The sequence below is a fragment of the Aquimarina litoralis genome (assembly GCF_019295435.1).
Classification (GTDB): Bacteria; Bacteroidota; Bacteroidia; order Flavobacteriales; family Flavobacteriaceae; genus Aquimarina; species Aquimarina litoralis_A.
The window spans coordinates 1-20,940 of sequence record NZ_WEKL01000009.1 but is presented as its reverse complement, the minus strand read 5'-3'; the positions used below and the strand labels follow the sequence as shown (position 1 = coordinate 20,940).

Genomic DNA, 20,940 nt, shown 5'->3' with positions numbered 1-20,940 from the left:
AATTTCTATTTCACTACCTGTATCCACTTTCCTTTTGTTCGAACTATATAATCATTATCATACATTGCTTCACACTGGATTCCAGGCAAATAGTATTTCCCTAAATACGATGCATTTAATAATAAAGTAACTGTTTTACTTTCTCTTGGCTTTAGATCAAAGTAAAAATTCACTCGATCATCTCGGATATCAGTATACGTCACTTTATTAGTTCTAAAAGATCCAAAATCGGTAAAACGTGTATTTACTACTTCCCAACCAGATGGGAAGATCTCGGTTAAAGCAATATCTTTTACTTTACTACCTGTAGTATTGGTGATTGTTACTTCTGCAACAAAATCGGTTCCCTGAGATAATTGAGTGATATCAATTATTTTACCTTCTCTATTTTTGTAATCAACAATAGCTTTAAAGTTACTTTGGATTACTTTTTCTTGTCCTACTGGTAAAATTCCACTAGTTGCTAATTGCACAAAAATGGTATTATCCTTATTGTTCTTAAGTACAAGTTTATTATTCTTTAAAATTGATAACTCTCCTGAAGATTGTAAGGTTTTATCCGTTTTAGCTTTTTTAGAAGCCCCATTTAATGAATAATCTACATCTATTCCTTTTCCACCAACATAAGCTGCATATTTCGCCATCGCCATTAAGGCATAGGAAGTAGTTTGAGTACTCATCCATGTTTTTGATGATAATTCTTTGGCAAGCTCTTCTGCTAATTTCTGTGCTTTTACCTTTTGATCTAATAATACCAATGTTTCTAAGGCCATGGCTCTATTTCTATTTGTAGATCCGTAAGTATAATAATTATTATTTTTCCTAGGTTGAAAATCAATATTAGCAGTACTCATAAGTTTCTCAGCAGCAGTTTTTTGCCCAACTAACCCATAAGCTGCAGCTAATCTTAATTTTGCATCATTAGATAGATTAGAAGTTTCTCTTAATCTATTCATAGAAGATAAATCTGGGCTACCTGCTAATGCCAAAGTATACAATCGATAAGCCTGAGCTAAATCACTACCGTTACTTCTCCAACGTTTGGCTTGTTGTTGCTGATAGTTAATCCAATTACTCTTAAAACCAATTGGAAGTACATATCCTTTTTTATTAGCTTCTAATAAGAAGTGTCCTGCATAGGTAGTTCCCCAATCATTTGGATTGCTATAACCAGGCCAGTAAGAAAGACCACCATTTGGTTGTATAAAGCTTTTTAATCTATAAATCGCTGCTTCCATATGACGTTGTATTTTCGCTTTCTTTTCTGAAGGTAAGGCAAATATATCATTCAAATACAGCTGTGGAAATGCTCCGGAAGTAGTCTGTTCCACACAACCATGAGGATAACGTATTAAATACTTTAATCTTCCTTCAAAATTCATTGGCGGTAATGAAGATAACTCTACAGTAGTCGTATTACTTCCATCTACACCAAAAGCTGCAAAATCAATTTCTTGTTGACTATTTGGTTCCAGAACTATAGAAGTGATCTCTGTAGTCATCGGATTAGGATTCATAATATCAATCGGAATACTATAAGATGCTTTCTCACCATTACCGCTTGCTACAACTTCAATATCTGTTATAGAAGCTCCTTCTAATACTTCAATGTCAAAATAAACCATTTTTTCGTCTGGCTGAGCAAAAGAAAGTTGCTTTGTAGTTTCTCCTGTAACAGTAAAACCTTTATTCGGTTTTAGCGTAACATTTACATTCTTCACTTTATTTTCCATTGCAAAAACAGTAACTGGGATCGTCACTTTTTCACCAGGTGTAATTTTTCTAGGAATGGATGTTAGCACCATTAGTGGTTTTCTAACTGGTGTTGTCTTTTCTGTGCTTCCATAGGCAGCATTTGTAGCGTCTGATGCAACGATCATTGTTCGTACAGAACCAATATATTTTGGAATTTTAATTTTATGAGACTTTGTTTCTCCTTTCTTCAATTCAAAAGGTCCCTCATAAACGACCATTGGTTTAAAACGATTCGCTTTTTTGGCTTTACCTCCACCTGCTTCTGCATCACCACCAATGCTAAAAATCTGATTAATGCTACCTCCATAAGCACCAATAATATCATCATATACATCCCAAGTTTTCACACCTAACGCTTCTCTTGCATAAAAAGTATTCCAAGGATTTGGTGTTTTAAACCTTGTAAGATCTAGCAGACCTTCATCTACAATAGCAATCGAATATGTCATTGCTTTTCCTTCTGTTTCGCTGATTTTTACATCTATTGTTTCTTCTGGTCTCAGCACATCAGGCATTTTTACTATAGGTTTGATTCGTGTTGCCGGATTTTCAACAGAAATAGGTATTACACCATATAATCGAATAGGCAAATCATTGGCCGTAGAATTATGAGATTGTAGTAGCGTAATATGAATATATATATTAGGAGTATATAAATCTTCAATTGGTAATTCGAATTTAGTTTCTCCTTTTTGAGGAGTTACCCACATAGAGGATAATACTTCTGTACCATTTTCTACAGTTACTAAAGCTCTACCTCCATCACTAGAAGGAAATGTTATAGTGGCTTTTTCTCCAACATCATAGGTTTTTTTATCAGAAGAAAACATCAACATAGTTGCTGCAGAAGGATCATTTTTATTAGCTCTTCCTGCCCAACCTGGCCAATCGATATAAATTGCTTTTCCTGTTGCATGTCCTCCATTGGGGTCTACTATCCTTACAAGATATCTTCCCCACTCTGGATGTTTTATTTCAAAATTAAAATTAGCTTGCCCTTTGCTATTGGTGGAAACTTTAGTTTTAAACACTTCATTTCTGTAAGAACCTCGTTTATAAGAGGAAAGGTTATCCTCTGATGTATCCCACCACCATCTCCAGTGAACCTTGTATACAGAAACTTCTAAGTCTTTTACGGATTTTGGTTTTCCATTTTTATCTACAGAAACTACTTCAAAATTATGTTGCGTATCAGTAAGTAGCATTCCACGAGCTTTATCACCTTTGGGAACATTTAACCCAACATAAGTATCGTATGGAGAAAAATCTTTGGAGATCGCATCCGTACTAAAATCCCCTCCATTTTCATATACTTTGGTAATAAATGATGCTTTCAGCATTCCTGCAGCTTTATTTTCCAATTTTGGTTTAATGGAAAAACCAGCTTTTCCTTCAGAAGAAAGTTTTCCTTTAAACACTTCCTGTTCATCTGTTACAAATCTTCGAGATGGATCATCGAAAATGAAGCCTGGAAAGGTTTTAAAACTTGTTTTCTTGGGTGTAAAACGAACATTTACATCGGTCTGTAAGTTCTTAGCAACAGCCCCATGAAGCCATAATACTTCGAGATTTCCGTTTATACTTTTATTGATTCCAAGAACCTCATCATCAAAACTCGTTTTTATTTTTAATCGATTCGGTTTGATCGTTTCGATTTTTAAGGATTTTGAAAAACTTGCTCCTCCAACATTTACCTTAGCTTGCCAGTTACCTGTTGGAGCCTCATCTGAAGTTGTCACCTCAAATTTGTAGAAATTTCCAACACCTTCTGTTTTCGTTTCTTGATGAACAACTTTTCCATAAGGGTCTTTTAATTCAAATTTAACGGGATGTCCTTTTGGTAATTTGTTAGCATTATCATTAAGCATAAACGATAAAAACAAAGTATCTCCTGGTCTCCAAACTCCTCGTTCTCCATAAACATATCCTTTGATCCCTTTTTGAAGTCTTACGCCAGCTACATCAAACTTACTTACGGATAATGCATTTCCGTCATTTAGTTTTACATATGTCTGTTGTTTACCATAAGTAGCAATTGCAAAATATGCCGGTTTATCCGCATCAAACCCAGTCATCCCTTCAGCATCTGTAGTAGTTACCCCTATCTCTTGCTGTTGGTAATTATAAAATGTAACTTTTGCATTGGATATAGGATTGGTAGTAATAATATCATTTACAATTACTGAATAGGAATTATTTAACCCTTTTTTTATAACTACTCCTAAATTAGAAGCTAAAACATTAGCAGCAACTTTTTTATTTCTATAAAAAGAATTACTACAAGGGTTATCCCTTTCATTCCAATCATAGTCATAATAATCTTCATAGTAGTATTGGGAACTATCCCAAAAACTAGATTCTTCTTCAGTATCATAATTCTCAGCAAGTTCTTCTAATGGCGTTTCATCTGCAGCTTCTCCATCACATTTGTATAGTGAGTATGCTTTTCGATATTTTAATTCGACCCTATAAATAGATCCCGGATCTGGTGAAATCAATTCTTTTAGATCAATTGCAAATGCATTCCATTTACTAAGATTTAAGGATGCATTTTCTTGAAGGTTGATTAATTTCTTAGCAATTGGCCTAGCAACACTTCTTAAATTACTTGAACCATCTAGGTTATTATTTTGTAAAAATTGAAGAACATTGTTTTCAAAAACCTTCACTACCTGAACTTCAACAGCTCTTAAGTTTATTGCTTCAAAATTAAACTTAAGGTTTTCTGATGTTGGCAGAATTACTCCACTTTGTAATAATCGTATTTCAGGTTTTGGTTGTTGAAAAGAGACACGCTCTGAATATGTTTGCTTTAGTTTATAATCATCAATACTTTTTATCCCTTGAAAAATGGTAACCTCTAAAGTTCCTTTCAATTCTTGTTTAGGGTATACTTTCAAATTTTGCCCTTGTACAGTATATTTTAGATCTTTAGCACCAGCAATAGTAACTAGTCCATCGAAATTTTGATTTTTTTTCAACGGATCCGAAAAATTCACTTCTACATATTGCCCATTAAAATTAGAGACGGAAACACTTATTACAGAAAAATTATTTTTTCCTGGAACATACAGTACATCTTCACCTTCGGTATCTATATCATAGGATTTTCCAGACCATGTTATCGCTACTTCGGAATCATCATCAAAACGTTGTATACTATCTATTCTAAAGCTAAACTGACGACTTTTCTCCAGAGATTCTCCAAACTTAATCGGGATGTTTTTTCCTTTTTGAGTTGCTTTAACTAATTTTTTTGCCGTATCAAACTTCAATTGATCACTAGATGTTAAAGTTCCATTGATATATTGCCAATCTTTACTGTACGATTGCAAGTTATCAGTAATGACAGAAAACTGTTGTTTTAAGGTCTTCACACTAAAAACAAACTCATCATCCAAACCATCTTTCATATCTTTTACTAGGTCTTCTAAGTGTAAAGTAAAAGTATATTGTGTGTCTTCTTTAAAACCTTCTTCTGGTTGAAACGCAATTGTTTGATTATTAACTGCAAAAACTCTTCCCTTAACCTTTGGAGAAACAGACAGTATTTGATCAGAAAGTTCTTGATTATCATCCCAACCCTCAACAGGCGTTTGTAATACCACATATACATTATCTAATACTGAAATAACACCAGTAGAAAGATCTGAAATATATTCCTGATACTTATTAAGTTCAGAAGCATTTGCCTCCGCGATTGATTTATCATCTTTCTTTTTACAAGAAAATATTAAAATTGAAAATAAGAAAAGACTTAAAATACGAGAAAAATGCATGGATAAAGGTTTAAGTTGTTTGTATAAAAGTAAGATAATTTTTAATGTTTCCTAAAAGAATAAAGATGTAATCTTCACCTTATTACAAATAAAATCTAAGTACTCTTTAGTAGATTAAATACAACTTTTGTTACCTTAAATTCATAAAAAAAGCCTGATCAATATCAGGCTTTTTAAATTATGTTATCACATAGGCTATTCGATAATCGTATTAATAAGTCCAAGAGTTACTAATTTTTTTCCTAAATCAGTCATTTCTTGTTTAGAGGTGTACGATTCAAGCCTTGCTACATATTTTTCATATTGTTTTCTATCAGATACTAAATCGTACCTCCAATACATGACAACAGAAATTGGTTTACTTTTTAATATTAATTCGTTTTCTTTCTGTTTTATACCTGCTTGTTCTATACCTTTCGCTACTTGATCATCTGCTTTATCACAAAGTAAAACAAAGTCATTTTTAACATCAGTTTCTACATTTACATTTGTATCCACAATCTCTATAAACTGAGCGTGTACATTTTGCATCAAACCCAGTACAAATAACATTATCAAAAAATTTCTCATACATCTAAAACAGGTATACCCTTCTTTTGTGTCTTAAAGAAATGTTAAAAAATTATTCGTTAACCTTAAATTTTCCTTATTATATAGGGTTTACATCAGATAACTAGACAATTGTTAGATCAAAATTGCGATTCAATGAATTCATTTACTTTTTGTGAAAATCAATTAATGCAATTCTTGCTTGAAAAAAACGAAAAGTTAAATAAACAATATTTCCCTTATTGTCCTCTAGTGTAATGGCTTCATCCAATTCAAAATGATATGGTTGATCTTTGCCACCTTCTATGGCAATATTATCAGCATAAACTGACAATCCTTTATCGACATTGGCTACAGGCTCTATTTTTCCAGAAATACCAGGTATTTGACCTGATTTATTGATAATTAACGAACCAGAATTCTCAGATTTTTCAATAGTAACCTCAATATCTTCTTTTGGATTTACATTACTAAAAACCACTGCTGGATAATCCAAATGGGCAATTAAAACAGTATATAATTTTCTTGTCCTAATGACAAAATGAGCTAATCCATTTTCATCTGTAAATCCTTCTAGATATGTTGAATTGTTAGCTACCAACACCACTTTTGCGTGTTTAATTAATTGCCCTTTTTCATCCACCACTTTTAATGTAAAAATGAATGGTTTGGGGTTAATCATAGTAGAGAGTTTCGACCATCGGTTCCTGAAAAAGGTTTGATCTTTTTTCAATTTGTTCTCGATCAGAATGGCTAATTCTTCCGGACTCCTATTTTCCAGATTGATATAACCGATCGTTTTGAGAATTCCAGGAATTTCGGTATCATCAAATCTAGCAGGTAATATATATTCTCTGCTTTCCTGAAATGCTCTTGCTTGCATCGAAACTCTCTCATGATTTGTCCATAATTTCTTATTGTAAAAACTAGATACGAAAAGTACTGTATACCTTGCTTTATTTTGATAGATCTCTGATAAGTATTCATATAAATTTTTACCCCATAAATTTGCTTCTTCAAATAAATCATAAAACACCTTAATACCCTTGTTTTTAAGACTATTTGCTACCTTCTCCACATACGCTCTATTCTCTCCTGCAAAAGATAAAGCCACATCATATTCATAACTTCTATTCTTCATCACTGACTATTTTTTTACCTAAATCCGACTATTACAAAATTACTTTCTTTATTTGGAAATATTCCATTTTTTATTGGAAAAATTCCAATAAAAGTTTTACTTTTAAACCGTAAAAAACAACACTTTTGGAACCAAAGAAAAACATAAAAGGAAGAGGAGCTCAGGAAAATATTCATAATCGCTTTTCAGAAAATCACTATGAATTAAGAGATGATTTCTTGAATTATTTAGTGAAAGAAGGAGAATCTATTCATAATCACAAAACAACATTTATAGAAACCTTTCCTAAAACCATTGTTAACAAAGTAAATAGTCCAGATGTTGGAATGCTATATTCTTTAAATCCATATCAGGGTTGCGAACATGGATGTGTATATTGTTATGCTAGAAATTCCCATGAATATTGGGGTTATGGAGCGGGATTAGATTTTGAAAGTAAAATACTCTTAAAAAAGAATGCTCCTGAATTACTCGAGAAAAAACTTAAAAGTAAACATTGGAAAGCATACCCAATTGCCCTTTCAGGAAATACGGATTGCTATCAACCTGTTGAAAAAAAACTGGAAATAACCAGACAGCTTTTAAAGACATTTTTAAAGTATAAACATCCTGTTGGCATTATAACAAAAAATGCTCTTATTCAAAGAGATATAGACATTCTCAGCGAGCTTGCCAAAGACAACTTGGTCTCTATTTTTCTATCAATTACCACATTAAATGAAAAGACTAGAGGAATATTAGAACCTAGAACCGCAAGTATTAAAAAAAGGCTAGAAACATTGGAGAGGCTAAACGCTCTAGGTATTCCTACCGATGTAATGATGGCACCAATTATTCCATCTATAAATAGTCATGAAATTTTAGATTTGTCCAGAGAAGTATCTGAGCGAGGAGCTAAAAGTATTGGTTACACTGTTGTTCGACTCAATGGGGCTATTGGCAAGATTTTTACAAAATGGTTAGAACATACACTGCCTGATCGTAAGGATAAAATTCTGCATCAGATCATGGAATGCCATAACGGTAACCTGAATGATAGTGAATTTGGAAGAAGAATGAAAGGAAGTGGGAAAATTGCTAATCAAATTCATCAACTATTTACCATTGCAAAAAGAAAATATTTTGGTGAAAATCAACGGATCTCACTCAATTGTGAATTACACAGCCTTCACAAAGATGCTCAATTGAAGTTATTTTGAAACGATTTTAGTTATTTTTGGTACGAAACTTAAAGTTTTGGCCTTTCTTTATGAGATTTCATCGGATATTTATTGTTTACACACTTCTGATTTGTAGTCAAATTACTGCACAAATTGATGAGATTTTAGTTGATAAAAGTATCGAAGATATTCGTTTTGAACTAGAAGCTTTAGAAGACAATAATATTGATGGAATTATTTCCGTAAGCAACCGGTTATATAATACTGCTCTGGAGCGTGAAGATGTAGAACACATGATACTTGCTTTAGAAAACCTAAGTATCGCTAATCTTAATGAGGGAAACAATAGTACTGCTATTGAGTACTTAGATAAAGCTATTATAATTGCAAATAAATATGATGTAGACAAAAAAATCCTCGTAGACATTATAAAATTAAAGGGAAACCATTATTTCGATATAGAGGAATACGACAACGCTGCTAATTCCTATTATGAATCTCTCAATATTGCAAAAAAAATAGAATATCCCTATGCAATCTGGGCTTTACAAACCAATCTAGGCTTTGTTAAACTTCGCTCTGGAGATCCGCGACAAGCACTTGAGCAACTTAAAAAAAGTGATGAAATCCTGGCAAGTGGTAAAGGAGAATTTACAAAGCACGTTCCTATGCTTAATAAAGCTAGAATATGTGAAGCTTACATCAAACTAAATCTTTTGGATTCTGCATTATACTATAATGATGCAGGGCTTGAATTTGCTAAAAAAGTAAGGATTGATAATATTCATATTGACCTTTTAATGCACAGAGGTATTATTTATAAAAACAAGAAAAACTACTTACAGAGTCTTTCTTTTCTTAATAAAGCAAAAGCATTATGCTATAAAGCAAATGATATTATTTTTCTTGGAAAGATTTTAAACCTAATTGCCGCTTGTAAATTAGAACAAAAAAAATATGATGAAAGTATTAGTACACTACAAGAATCATTGAAAATATTAACCGAAAAATACTCCAATTCAGATGAACTTAGTATATGTTATAAGCTTTTAGGGCAATCCTATAAAATGAATGGAGATTTTGAAAAGTCCAACGAATATTATGAAAAGCATATTTTAAGTTTAAGTAAATTAAACAATAAAAAATCCATAGCTTCCAGAAAAGTTCAAGATATAACGATGAGTGATTATCAAACCGAAATCAATAATCTTGAAAATCAAAAAAAAAGACAAAAAAACAAACTTACCTATTCTCAAATTGGTTTAGTAATCTTTGGTATAAGTCTGTTTATAATAATACTACTCTTTCAAAAAGCTAAAAAGAATAACAAAAAGAAATTTGAAACTTTACTTGCTCAAATAGAACAAGAAGAAAAAATAGAGGTCTCATCTTTAGAAACGACGAATCAAAGTAAAGTTATTGACACAAAAGATAAAAAACTAGATACGCAATCCAGCGAATTAGATATTAATCAAGAATTATATGAGCAAATTCTTAACGGTCTTAAGAAAATAGAAACTCAGGAATATTACCTCAAAACCGAGTGTAATCTGTATAATGTTGCTAAAAAAATTAATACCAATACCTCTTACCTATCTAAAGTAATTAATGTTCATTTTAATAAAAACTTTAATACCTATATCAATGATCTTAGGATAAATTATGCGATTGTAAGATTAAAAAACGATTCCAAATTTAGATCATATTCTATCAAATCAATCGCCAAAGAAGTGGGATATAAGAGTGCTGACTCCTTCTCTAAATATTTCAAAATTCATACTGGGCTGTTACCTTCTTTTTATATAAAACAACTAAAGTCAAAAAAATCAACTTCCTAGTTTACATTTGAAATTCTCCTAAAAAACACCCCAAATTTATAAATATAGGGTGTTGTTGATTTCTATTAGAAAAAACATCGAAAATAAACATAAGTTATTTAAAAACAGTGTTTTAAAAACCTAAAACACAACCCGTTTTCTTTAAAATAGGTTTACTTCTCTTGTTATTACTGTTTTTTTAAGAGTACTTTGAATAAACAAATAGACAATCCCTTATTCGTTCAAATTAATCAATAGATGAAAAAGCAGCTTCTTTTATTTTCAATCGGTATCATGGCAGGGATTATAACATACGCCATAATTACACGAAACAGAGTTGAAGATAAATCAAATGCTATTCTAAAAGTTTTAGAATCCAATTGTGAATGTGATCAAATAAAACAGTTTTTATATGTAAAAGGTTTAGCTACTTCTAAAAAAGAAGTATCCACGGAAACGGCAGAATACGAATTAAAAAATTGTAAATACACTGATCTTAATTCAGAAGCTCATAGAATTAATGAACTACTGATTAAAAAAGTAGATGGTTATAAAGAAATTGACCGATTTACTTTAGAATTTGTTGATCAGAGCTCATCCAAGTTAGTAACAATTAATAATGGGAATATAAAATAATCAATCATGATAGCACTTACAAAACTGTTAATCGACTTTATACTAAATCATTTCCTAATCATACTGGAATTTGTACTTAGTATTTTTGCATAATCAAAAAACGAATAATCAAAAAACGAACAATCAATCATTCTTTCAAACAAAAAACGAACTTTGGAATTCTAAAAGGTAAGCAACTCATCATTGCTTACCTTTTTAATTTTATCTAAAACAATATTTAGAGGTTTTCATCAATCTAATATTATAGAAGTTGAATAGATCTGTATAAAATAAAATGGTTCTTATACATTTAATCTAATTCTACTTTTATTTCAAAAAAAGCAGTAATTTTGGTTAACCAATATCCTAGGTATTTTAAAACTAATCTCTTACTAACTAACCTTAAAACCTCAAAAATGAAAAATTCCCTTATTTTTTATGAACTGATCTGAATATATTGATAAGATTTCAGTTTCCAAAACACTACAAAAGACAAGTAGTTTACTTCGACATTTATTAAGCAATTATCAATTCAAAATAGATTCATATTTAACGATATGAAACCTACACATACATCTATTTAAATTACTGATTGACTTAAATCATCTACAGAAGCAAAATAATCATGAAAAGCTTCTGGTTGCACAAACCTATTCAAAATATTGAGGGTAATTGACATTTATTCTAATCCCCTTCTTAAAACCAAAAAAAATGACTCAACTAAGTAACAAATCCATTTTACCAAATTGGAAGTATCTACTGATATTTCTAATCATCAATTCCGTCTTTTATAAAAGTTCTGCTCAAGAATTTTATGAACTTCTTCAAGAGGAAAATCTCAAAGTATCTAAACTAGAACGCTTAGGAACTAAGTATTACAAAAACAATGATAAAGGAAAAGGAAGCGGTTATAAATTGTACATGCGAAGTCTCTATTGGGCAAAACGAAATGCAGATGCCAATGGTCATGTAATTAGTGATTCTAAAGTGGTTGATGAATGCAAAAAATTTTATCGATCCTTTGAAAACAATTCGGAATCAGATACCAAAAACAATCAACGAAATAGCAGTTGGCAGGAACTTGGACCTTTTAACTGGACACGAACCTCTAGTTGGACTCCTGGTCTGGGAAGAATCACTGCATTTGCAGTAGAACCATCACAACAGAAACTGATGTATGCTGGATCTCCTGGTGGTGGTATCTGGAAATCCATAAACTCAGGACAAAGTTGGACTCCTTTGGGAGATCAAATGTTTAGCATGTCAATTTGGTCTATAGCTATTGACCCTAATAACACAAATATTGTGTATTTAGGGAATTCTGCCGGTCAAATTCTAAAATCAACAAACGGAGGATCTTCCTGGTCCGAAATCCAAAGAGTAAGTGGGACTCCAAGAAGAATTCTTATTCACCCAAATAGCAGTAGAATATTTATAGGCACCACTAGAGCACTATATAGATCTAACAACAGTGGATCTAGTTTCAGTATTGTATTAAATACCAAAGCTGAAGATATAGAATTTAAACCTGGTAATACAGATATAGTATATGCCTGTGGAAATGATTTTTATAGATCCACCAATGGTGGAAGCTCATTTAGTAGAATTACCAGCGGTATTAATCGTAGTGAACGTATGAAAATGGCAGTAACACCTGCAAATCCAAATGCTATTTATCTAGTACAAAAAAGAGGTAGTGGTTTTGGTTCACTTTATAGATCTTTGAATGGAGGTTCCAGTTTTACCACAAGAGCAACTTCTAGTAGCACCAATCAAGTCTATTTTACACAAGCTTCTCGAGATATGGCAATAGCCATTTCTAATACCAACGCTAATGAGGTACATCTAGGAGGTATGAACTATTCCAGATCACTAGATGGTGGTGTCACTTTTTCTACGCTTGCTACATGGAGTAATCCTGGAGATAGATCGTATGTCCATGCAGATATCGAAGTAATGCAATATATCAATGGAGCAATCTATGTAGGTAGTGACGGTGGTATTTTTAGAAGTACAGATCGAGGAAATAATATGACAGATCTTACACAAGGTGGACTTGCTATTAGGCAGTATTATCGATTTGGTGGAGCTTTTACAGATCCCAATATGATCGTTGGTGGAGCCCAAGATAATGGAACCAATATTATGAATGGATCTAATCGCCAATTTAAAGAATGGCTAGGCGCAGATGGAATGGAATGCTTTATAGATCATAAAAACAAAAATATTGTCTATGGAACCGTTCAATTTGGTTCTTTATACAAAAGCACGAATGGAGGAAATAGTATTGGAAACATTAGTAAGCCAGGAAACTTTAGCGGCGAGTGGGTTACTCCATTTATGATGGATCCTATAAATAACAATAAAATATACGTGGGATATAGAAATTTATATCGCAGTAATAATGGCGGTAGCAATGGAAGCTGGAGAAATCTAACAACCAATATAAACCTTGGTGGAAATCTAGACGAAATGGCAATTGCTTCCTCTAATAACAATTATATATATATCGCCCAAGAAGGAAGAGTTTGGAGAACTAAAAACGGACAAAGTAACACACCCAATTGGACCGAAATAAGTAATTTTAGAGGAAACGTAAACTTTATTGCTGTAGACCCAACAAATCCTGAACGTGTTGCTTTGGCTGCAACGGGTTCTAGAGTTTACATATCCAATAATGCTGGGAATTCTTGGACAAATATTAGAGGGAATCTTCCAGAAATTTCAGTACAATGCTTGGTTTTTGATGATACCAATGCGAACGGTCTTTATGTAGGAATGCAATCTGGAGTGTATTACACAAATGATAATCTTAGCTCATGGATTCCCTTTTCTACCAACCTACCAAGAGTACAAACCACAGAACTTGAAATCCATTATCCATCAAGAAAAATACGAGTTTCCACCTATGGAAGAGGAATTTGGGAATCCAACCTTTATAATGAAGATTCGAATCCCGATGAAATTAATCCACCAACAAACCTAACTGCACAGGCAAATCAAAATAATATAACACTAAACTGGAATGACAATTCCAGTAATGAGAATGGATTTACTATTCAACGTAATAATGGTAATGGTTTTGAAAGAATTGATTTTGTGGGAACTGGAGTTGAAACATATACAGATCAAAATTTACAGGATGGTTCTTATTCCTACCGAGTAAGAGCATACGATACGGATAGTTATTCTGAGTTTTCTAATGTTGCTGAAGTTACAATAGGAAATACAGATCCAAACGAAATTAATCCACCAAGTGGTTTAACTGCTCAGGTAACTCAAAACAATGTAATACTCTCTTGGAAAGATAATTCAACCAATGAAAATGGATTTACTATTCAAAGAAATGATGGCAATGGTTTTGAAAGAATTGATTTCGTGGGAACTGGAGTAGAAACCTACACTGATCAAAATATCCAAAACGGATCCTATTCTTATCGTGTACGAGCATATGATACAGATAGTTATTCGGAATTTTCAAATTCTGTAGAAATTACGATTAGTGATGTACTTGAAGACTGTAATGGTTGCGTTGTTTATGACACTAATAGTGAAGAAACTACAAATGCTGATCATTCTAAAGAAAAAGCTGCCGATGGAGATCCTAATACGTATTGGCATAGTAACTGGTACGAAGACAACACATCACATCCTCACTTTATCGCCATAGATTTAGGGCAATCTAAAGATCTCGTTGGGTTTTCTTATCTAGGAAGACAAACTGGAACTACAGGTATGGTAAAAGATTATATTTTATTTGGTTGGGACGGTAATGATTGGCAAGAACTGTCTACTGGTAGTTTTCAAAAATCAAGTTTAAAGCAGACCGTAGAATTCAACACCTTTAGCACTCGCTATATTTATTTTAGAGCACTTTCTGAGGTTGATGACAAACGTTGGGCATCTGTTGCAGAAATTGCTGTTAGATATGTTCCGTCACCTAATAATAATACACCTTCAATACTGGATAGCGCAGCTCCTTCTCCACCAATATTGGATATATACAATTTTGATGGAATAAGCGTATATCCTATTCCATTCAAAGATCAAATCATTGTTAAAGGAATTAAGTCTAATAAAATGATGCGCTCTATAAAACTTTTTGGAACCGATGGAATTTTGCGAAAAGTTCAAACAAATAAAGACGGAGATAATATTAAAGTTCTTGCTCCTAACCTGAACACCGGTTTTTATATTCTACAACTAGAAAAAGAAGGCGCTCAAAAAAGAATAAAAATATTCAAAAAATAATGACCAAACTCTAAAGCATAACAAGCTTTAAACTATTGTACAATGAAGAGTCTAAATAGGAATATTTAGGCTCTATTTTTTTGAGTACAACTTAAGATTTACCTTCCCACTCCCGATAAAATTGATCTAAAAACTGTTCCATAAACAGATGTCTGTCTTCAGCCATTTTTCTTCCAGTTTGTGTATTCATTCGATCTTTAAGTAATAACAATTTTTCGTAAAAATGATTGATTGTTGGTGCGGTAGAATTTTTATATTCTTCTTTGTTCATATGAAGATTGGGCTTAATTTCAGGATCATATAAAGCTCTATTTTTAAACCCTCCATAATTGAAACATCTAGCAATTCCAATGGCACCAATAGCGTCTAAACGATCAGCATCTTGAACAACATCCAACTCAGCAGATGTGAATTTCTGTGCTACATTTCCTCCTTTAAAGGAGATGTTTTCTATAATACTAATAACATGATCAATAATTGAAAAATCGAGCTGTAAACCTTCTAGAAAATCTCGAGCAATTCTCGGTCCTATAACTTCATCTCCGTCATGAAATTTGGAATCTGCTATATCATGTAATAATGCTCCTAATGAAACCACCAACATATCCACATTTTCGGATTTTGCGATGGTTTTAGATGTTTTAAAAACTCTTTCTATGTGGAACCAATCATGTCCTCCTTCAGCATCATGTAGCGTATGTTTTACAAAATCAACAGTCTTCTGTATAATTTCATCATTGTTCATACCCTATTTTTATTTAACCAAAGCAGGTTCTACCCATTTAAAATGAAAAACTTTTTCCGGAACCACTAATCTTTCATTAATACGTTGCATTCTAGCTGGTAATTTCATAACAAAATCCCGTGCTTTTTCTGCCTCATCTGTTAGATCTACTAACTTATCAATTTCCCACTTATTAATTAAACGCTGCATGATATCAATATAATCCTGAGAAGTGTACACACCTAAACGTTGCGCTGCATAAGAAAATTCGTCAAATGCACTTCCAATTGCATTTCCAGATTCTCTTAAAAACATTGCTGGCATTACAATTTTGTGTTTCATCATATCTTTAAATGCAACCATCATCTGACTTGGATCTACTTCAAAAATATTTTTCACAAAATCACTATACGCATTAAAATGACGCATTTCATCCCCTGCAATAATTTTGCACATTTTTGCGAGTGACTTATTAGAGTAGCTTTTAGCAAGTTTTGCTACTCTACCATGAGAAATATTCGTAGCCAACTCCTGAAAACTTGTATAAATGAAATTTTTGTATGGATCTCTATCTGTTCCAATATCAAAACCATCATTGATCAAATGCTGGGTCGTACGCTCTACTTCTATCATATTTACTCTTCCGGACAGATACAAGTATTTATTAAGTACATCTCCATGACGATTCTCCTCACTCGTCCAATAGCGTACCCATCTAGACCAACCGTTGCCACCTTCATCTTCATGTTGATTAATTCCTTCTACATCCATTAACCACGATTCATAGGTAGGAAGCGCTTCTTCAGTAATCGTATCTCCAACCAGAACTACCCAAAAATCATAAGGAAGTTCCTTTGCTAACTCCCTCAATTCTTTTACCTCGTCAAAAAAAGTATCCTCATTCTGAGAGTCTGGTAAAAAGTCTGTAGGTTGCCATACCTTATCGATTGGAATTAAATAGGTATCTATAAAAGATTCTATCTTTTTTTCCAACAATTGCATTACTTCTAATCTAATGTTATCTATAGCCATGACTAATTTATTTGGGTTTTTATGGTAGAGATTACTCTTTTTTCTGTAATATCTAGTATTTCTTCTTTTGTTAACTCTTCTGAAAAAATAGGTTCTTTCACTTCTAATGTTAAATGTAAACCTATTCCCATCGGAAAATTACCTCGTTCCACTAATTTCCAGCTATTATTAATCGTTACTGGAACTACAAGTGCTTCTGGAGCATTTTTAAATAATATTTTTAATCCTGTAGCTGCAAATTGTTTTGGTTTTCCATTTCTACTTCTAGTTCCTTCTGGAAAAATCACCGCAGCAAATTTATTTTCAGCAATGGTTTTACCGAATCTTGAAATCTCAGGTATCGACTGTTTTGCATTCTTACGATCTATTAAAGCATGACCTCCGTATTTCAAATTAAAAGAAATGCTTGGTATTCCTTTTCCTAATTCTATTTTTGAAATAAATTTTGGTTTATGTTTACGTAAATACCATGATATTAACGGAATATCAAACATACTTTGATGATTAGACACAATGATTAAAGAACGATCAGCTGGTAACTTATGTATATTCTTAAAACTAAATGTTACCCCCAAAAAGTGTAAACACCTTAATAAACAAAGGTTCATCAAATTAACCACACCTCTATGACCTTTTGCTCCTCCAAGCTTAAGTCCTAACCACTGTAACGGTTGAAAAACTACTAGGGTAAGTCCAAAAAACAAATAGAAAACTACTGAAAGAGGATACGAAATGATCCTTTTTAATGCCCCCATAACTTCTCTTAGCAATTAATGATTTTTATTTGTGTTACAGTTGTGCAAGGTCTGATATTATTTTTAGACAACCAATTCTTTATTGCACAAAATTACGATACCTAAAATATGACGAAAAGCTTCATCCTTTTGAAGCTTTATAAATAAAAACCGCCTGTAAAAACAGGCGGTTTTAAGACATTTAATATGTTTTTGATTCCTAACAATGCTCATTATAAGCATCTCTAAGGTTTTCTGCAATCATTTCTGCAGGTCTTCCTTCGATATGATGACGCTCTAACATATGTACTAATTCACCATTCTTAAATAATGCCATTGATGGAGAAGAAGGCGGAAATGGAATCATATATCCACGTGCTTTATCAGTTGCTTCCCTATCTACTCCTGCAAATACAGTTACTAAATTGTCAGGTTTTTTATCATTTGCCAAAGAAGCTTTTGCTCCTGGTCTTGCATTAGCTGCGGCACAACCACATACAGAATTTACTACAACTAAAGTAGTACCTTCTTTTGCAATAGCTGCATCAACATCTGCAGCTGTTTGTAATTCATCAAAACCTATATTCGTTAGGTCTTCGCGCATTGGCTTTACTAAATCTGCTGGATACATATTTCTTTACTATTTTTTATTTTAAAAGTTTATGACAAAGATACAAATAATGTACCATATCCTTATGACTGCCAAGTAGTCGTAAAAGAAGTATAAAACTATCTAGAATGCTAATTTTAAGTAACAAAAACATAGAACAGTATACTAATAGAGTATACTTAAAAATGTGTGAATAATTCGATTATCTTTACACACCTAAATTTACTATGAATGATTAAATGGTTTGCGGCGGTATTAGGCGGTATATTTTTTAAAGTTCCAGGAGCAATTCTTGGTTTTATTCTTGGTAGCCTATTAGATGGAAAAACTAGTAAAAGTGCTCGTGGCTTTACTCAGGTGTTTACACAAGAAAAAGAAGTGAGTCCAGGAGATTTTGAACTAAACTTGCTGTCACTTTCTTCTATTGTAATCAAAGCGGATGGTCGTGTGAATCAAACCGAATTAGATTATGTACGGCAATATTTCGTAAGTGCCTATGGAAAAGAACGAGCGAATGCAACCTTTAGAACATTTAATGAAATTATAAAAAATCGCGAGATTTCTGCTCAAAGGATTTGTATGTTCCTAACCCAAAGAACCCGTTATGCTGCTCGATTGCAAATTCTTCATTTTCTTTTCGGAATTGCAAATGCTGACGGCAATGTCAGTGAATCTGAAGCTCGGGAAATTCAGAGAATGGCCGGTTTTATGCGAATAAATTTTAGTGATTTTGAAAGCATCAAAGCTATGTTTTTCAAAACTGGCAACCATGCTTATAAAATTTTAGAAATTGATAAAACTGCCACAGATGCAGAAGTAAAAAAAGCGTATAGAACGATGGTAAAAAAATATCATCCAGACAAAGTACAACATATGGATCCTGTTCATATAAAAGGGGCTGAAGAAAAGTTTAAGGAAGTACAAAAGGCGTATGAACAAATTCAAAAAGAACGAGGACTTACATAATTTTATAATCTCTTTTAAAATCTAACGAATAGTTGTAACTTAAATGGTTTAATTTTTGATACTACATTTGTGTATGTATAAGCCTCTATTTTTACTTATTATCTGCCTATTATCTACAATTAAAATCTATAGCCAAGATTTTGACAAAATTGATGCTATCGTTCATAAATACCCTACGAAATTCAAAACCCCTAAAAAACTTGCGGATCAAATAGCAAAAGATTTTAACTCAGAATTAGATCAAGCAAAAGCTATTTATTCCTGGATTACAAAAAATATATCCTATGATTATAAAGAATCGGGAAAGTATTATACTGATTACGCTAACTCTTATAAATCTGTAAGACATAATCCTTTTCCAAGTTTTAGATCCTCTAATTATATAGAATATGATAAAGCAAAATCTGGTTCTAAAAAACATCTAAAAACAGAGAAAAAGTATAGAGAAAAAATTTCTAAAAGAGTTATTTCTAGTGGAATTGCTGTCTGTGAGGGATATACACAACTTTTTAAAGATGTCTGTGATCATTTAGGTATTACCTGTTTTTATGTTTTAGGAAATGCTAAAAATCAAATTTATCATATTGGAAGAGAATATCGCTCGGATCACGCTTGGAACATTATAGAGATTGACTTTAAAAAATACTTAATTGATGCTACTTGGGGAAGTACTGGGTATTATAATGTAGAAACCCAAGAATTTATTGAAGAGAGTAATCGCTTATATTTTAATATGCCTGCGGACGTATTTATTCAAGGACATTACCCTGATTTTTACGAAAACAGTTTGCTATCCAAAACCATCAGTAAAGAAGAATTTTCAGATGCTCCGTTATTTTATCAGCATGAAAAAGCCAAAAAATTTGATTTGATTTCTCCCTCAACCGGAATCTTGACTAAAAGTGATTCTGAAGCTGAGTTATTTGAAATTTCTTATGAAGAACCTGTATATTCTATTATCTATACAATTAACAATAGACAATTTAACTATAATGGTGAAATTAAGACCATAGATGGAAAAATTCGTTTTAAAATAGATACTTCTACTATTCCAAATCCAAAAGAACTGATTTTATTTATCAATCAAATTCCTATGGTAGGTTTTAAAATAGAATAAACATTATTTAAATAATCGATGTAAAATCATTTTAATAAATTTCAAGGACGGCATGGTTGACATAATCTTCAGATCCTCGGCGAATGAGGTTTCTTCATTTAAAAATTTCAGAATTTTCTCTGTTTTATTTTTTCTAAACAATCTTGAAAACAATTGTGCTCCATTGTGATTTTCTTTGGATAAAACATCTAGAAACAATAAATCATAATACCAAAATTTGGTTCGTTTATCAAATCTAGAAAGATCCTTACCTTCTTTAAGAAACTTGATTAGCTTTACAACCTTTTTCTCAGTATTTCGAAAAGTAAAACCTGTACTCGCTTTTGTCCATCCTCCAGCAGTTCCGATGTGCAAAACATTTTTTGAGTTTTGTTTCTTAAAATCGTAACAAGTCATTGGGATACAACCCTTTTCTTTCTCAGTGATTTGATACACTTCAACTCCTTTTTTATGTAAGTACGATTCTATTTCCTTTTCATACTCTTGCTCAGAAAGAAGATCTTTAGAAAATAAAGTATATTCAAATAAAGCCTCGGTTTCAGACAAAGGAAGCACGTACATAAATCTTGTATTACCTTTCTGATCCAAATCAAAATCCATAAAAGTTGCAGTTGTGCTATCAAACTTTGGCGTTTCGGTTTTGATAAACCAACCAACGAAATGTTGATTAAGAAGCGGGTACTTTTTCTG

The 20,940-nt window shown here is 32.3% G+C and carries 14 protein-coding genes; 6 read left to right on the top strand and 8 right to left on the bottom strand.

Annotated elements, in window-relative coordinates; translation table 11 throughout:
• Positions 1–5: 5 nt before the first annotated feature.
• The 3 genes from GBO31_RS06755 to GBO31_RS06745 all read right to left on the bottom strand — a co-directional run bounded on the left by GBO31_RS06755 (position 6) and on the right by GBO31_RS06745 (position 7,224).
• On the bottom strand, positions 6–5,534 hold the full coding sequence (locus GBO31_RS06755) for an alpha-2-macroglobulin family protein (RefSeq protein ID WP_219007573.1): 5,529 nt from the start codon (positions 5,532–5,534) through the stop codon (positions 6–8).
• A gap of 195 nt (positions 5,535–5,729) precedes the next feature.
• Entirely contained in the window at positions 5,730–6,086 is a 357-nt protein-coding gene (locus GBO31_RS06750; protein WP_219007572.1) for a hypothetical protein, read from the bottom strand.
• A gap of 163 nt (positions 6,087–6,249) precedes the next feature.
• Positions 6,250–7,224 carry a TIR domain-containing protein gene (locus GBO31_RS06745; RefSeq protein ID WP_219007571.1) on the bottom strand — a complete coding sequence of 325 codons (975 nt, stop codon included), beginning with the start codon at positions 7,222–7,224 and terminating at the stop codon, positions 6,250–6,252.
• A 125-nt stretch (positions 7,225–7,349) separates the two neighbouring features.
• Here GBO31_RS06745 and GBO31_RS06740 point away from each other — a divergent pair, with 125 nt between their 5' ends.
• The 4 genes from GBO31_RS06740 (at position 7,350) to GBO31_RS06725 (ending at position 15,067) form a co-directional block, all read left to right on the top strand.
• Entirely contained in the window at positions 7,350–8,423 is a 1,074-nt protein-coding gene (locus GBO31_RS06740; RefSeq protein ID WP_219007570.1) for a PA0069 family radical SAM protein, read from the top strand.
• Between the two features lie 50 nt (positions 8,424–8,473).
• Complete coding sequence (locus tag GBO31_RS06735) at positions 8,474–10,222, top strand: tetratricopeptide repeat protein (protein ID WP_219007569.1); 1,749 nt, start codon at positions 8,474–8,476, stop codon at positions 10,220–10,222.
• A gap of 237 nt (positions 10,223–10,459) precedes the next feature.
• The gene (locus GBO31_RS06730) at positions 10,460–10,837 is read left to right on the top strand and encodes a hypothetical protein (protein WP_219007568.1); all 378 of its coding nucleotides are present in this window, start codon (positions 10,460–10,462) and stop codon (positions 10,835–10,837) included.
• Between the two features lie 690 nt (positions 10,838–11,527).
• Complete coding sequence (locus tag GBO31_RS06725; RefSeq protein WP_219007567.1) at positions 11,528–15,067, top strand: discoidin domain-containing protein; 3,540 nt, start codon at positions 11,528–11,530, stop codon at positions 15,065–15,067.
• Between the two features lie 91 nt (positions 15,068–15,158).
• Here the strand turns inward: GBO31_RS06725 and GBO31_RS06720 are convergent, their stop codons facing one another.
• The 4 genes from GBO31_RS06720 to GBO31_RS06705 form a co-directional block, all read right to left on the bottom strand.
• Entirely contained in the window at positions 15,159–15,812 is a 654-nt protein-coding gene (locus GBO31_RS06720; RefSeq protein WP_219007566.1) for an HD domain-containing protein, read from the bottom strand.
• A 9-nt stretch (positions 15,813–15,821) separates the two neighbouring features.
• The gene (locus GBO31_RS06715; protein ID WP_219007565.1) at positions 15,822–16,823 is read right to left on the bottom strand and encodes an acyl-ACP desaturase; all 1,002 of its coding nucleotides are present in this window, start codon (positions 16,821–16,823) and stop codon (positions 15,822–15,824) included.
• Positions 16,824–16,825: 2 nt separating this feature from the next.
• A complete protein-coding gene (locus GBO31_RS06710; protein ID WP_246615791.1) occupies positions 16,826–17,593 on the bottom strand; it encodes a lysophospholipid acyltransferase family protein in 768 nt (255 codons plus the stop codon).
• Between the two features lie 184 nt (positions 17,594–17,777).
• Positions 17,778–18,188 (bottom strand): BrxA/BrxB family bacilliredoxin, encoded by a 411-nt coding sequence (locus tag GBO31_RS06705; protein WP_219007564.1) that lies wholly within the window; start codon positions 18,186–18,188, stop codon positions 17,778–17,780.
• Positions 18,189–18,398: 210 nt separating this feature from the next.
• On the opposite strand from GBO31_RS06705, the gene GBO31_RS06700 reads away from it, so the two are divergent.
• Positions 18,399–19,133, top strand: a complete 735-nt coding sequence (locus GBO31_RS06700; protein ID WP_219007563.1) for a TerB family tellurite resistance protein — start codon at positions 18,399–18,401, stop codon at positions 19,131–19,133.
• A 73-nt stretch (positions 19,134–19,206) separates the two neighbouring features.
• Positions 19,207–20,250 carry a transglutaminase domain-containing protein gene (locus tag GBO31_RS06695; protein ID WP_219007562.1) on the top strand — a complete coding sequence of 348 codons (1,044 nt, stop codon included), beginning with the start codon at positions 19,207–19,209 and terminating at the stop codon, positions 20,248–20,250.
• 3 nt (positions 20,251–20,253) lie between these two features.
• On the opposite strand, the gene GBO31_RS06690 is transcribed toward GBO31_RS06695, so the two are convergent.
• Positions 20,254–20,940, bottom strand: a 687-nt coding sequence (locus tag GBO31_RS06690; RefSeq protein ID WP_246615790.1) for a lycopene cyclase family protein, incomplete at its 5' end; no start/stop codon positions are given.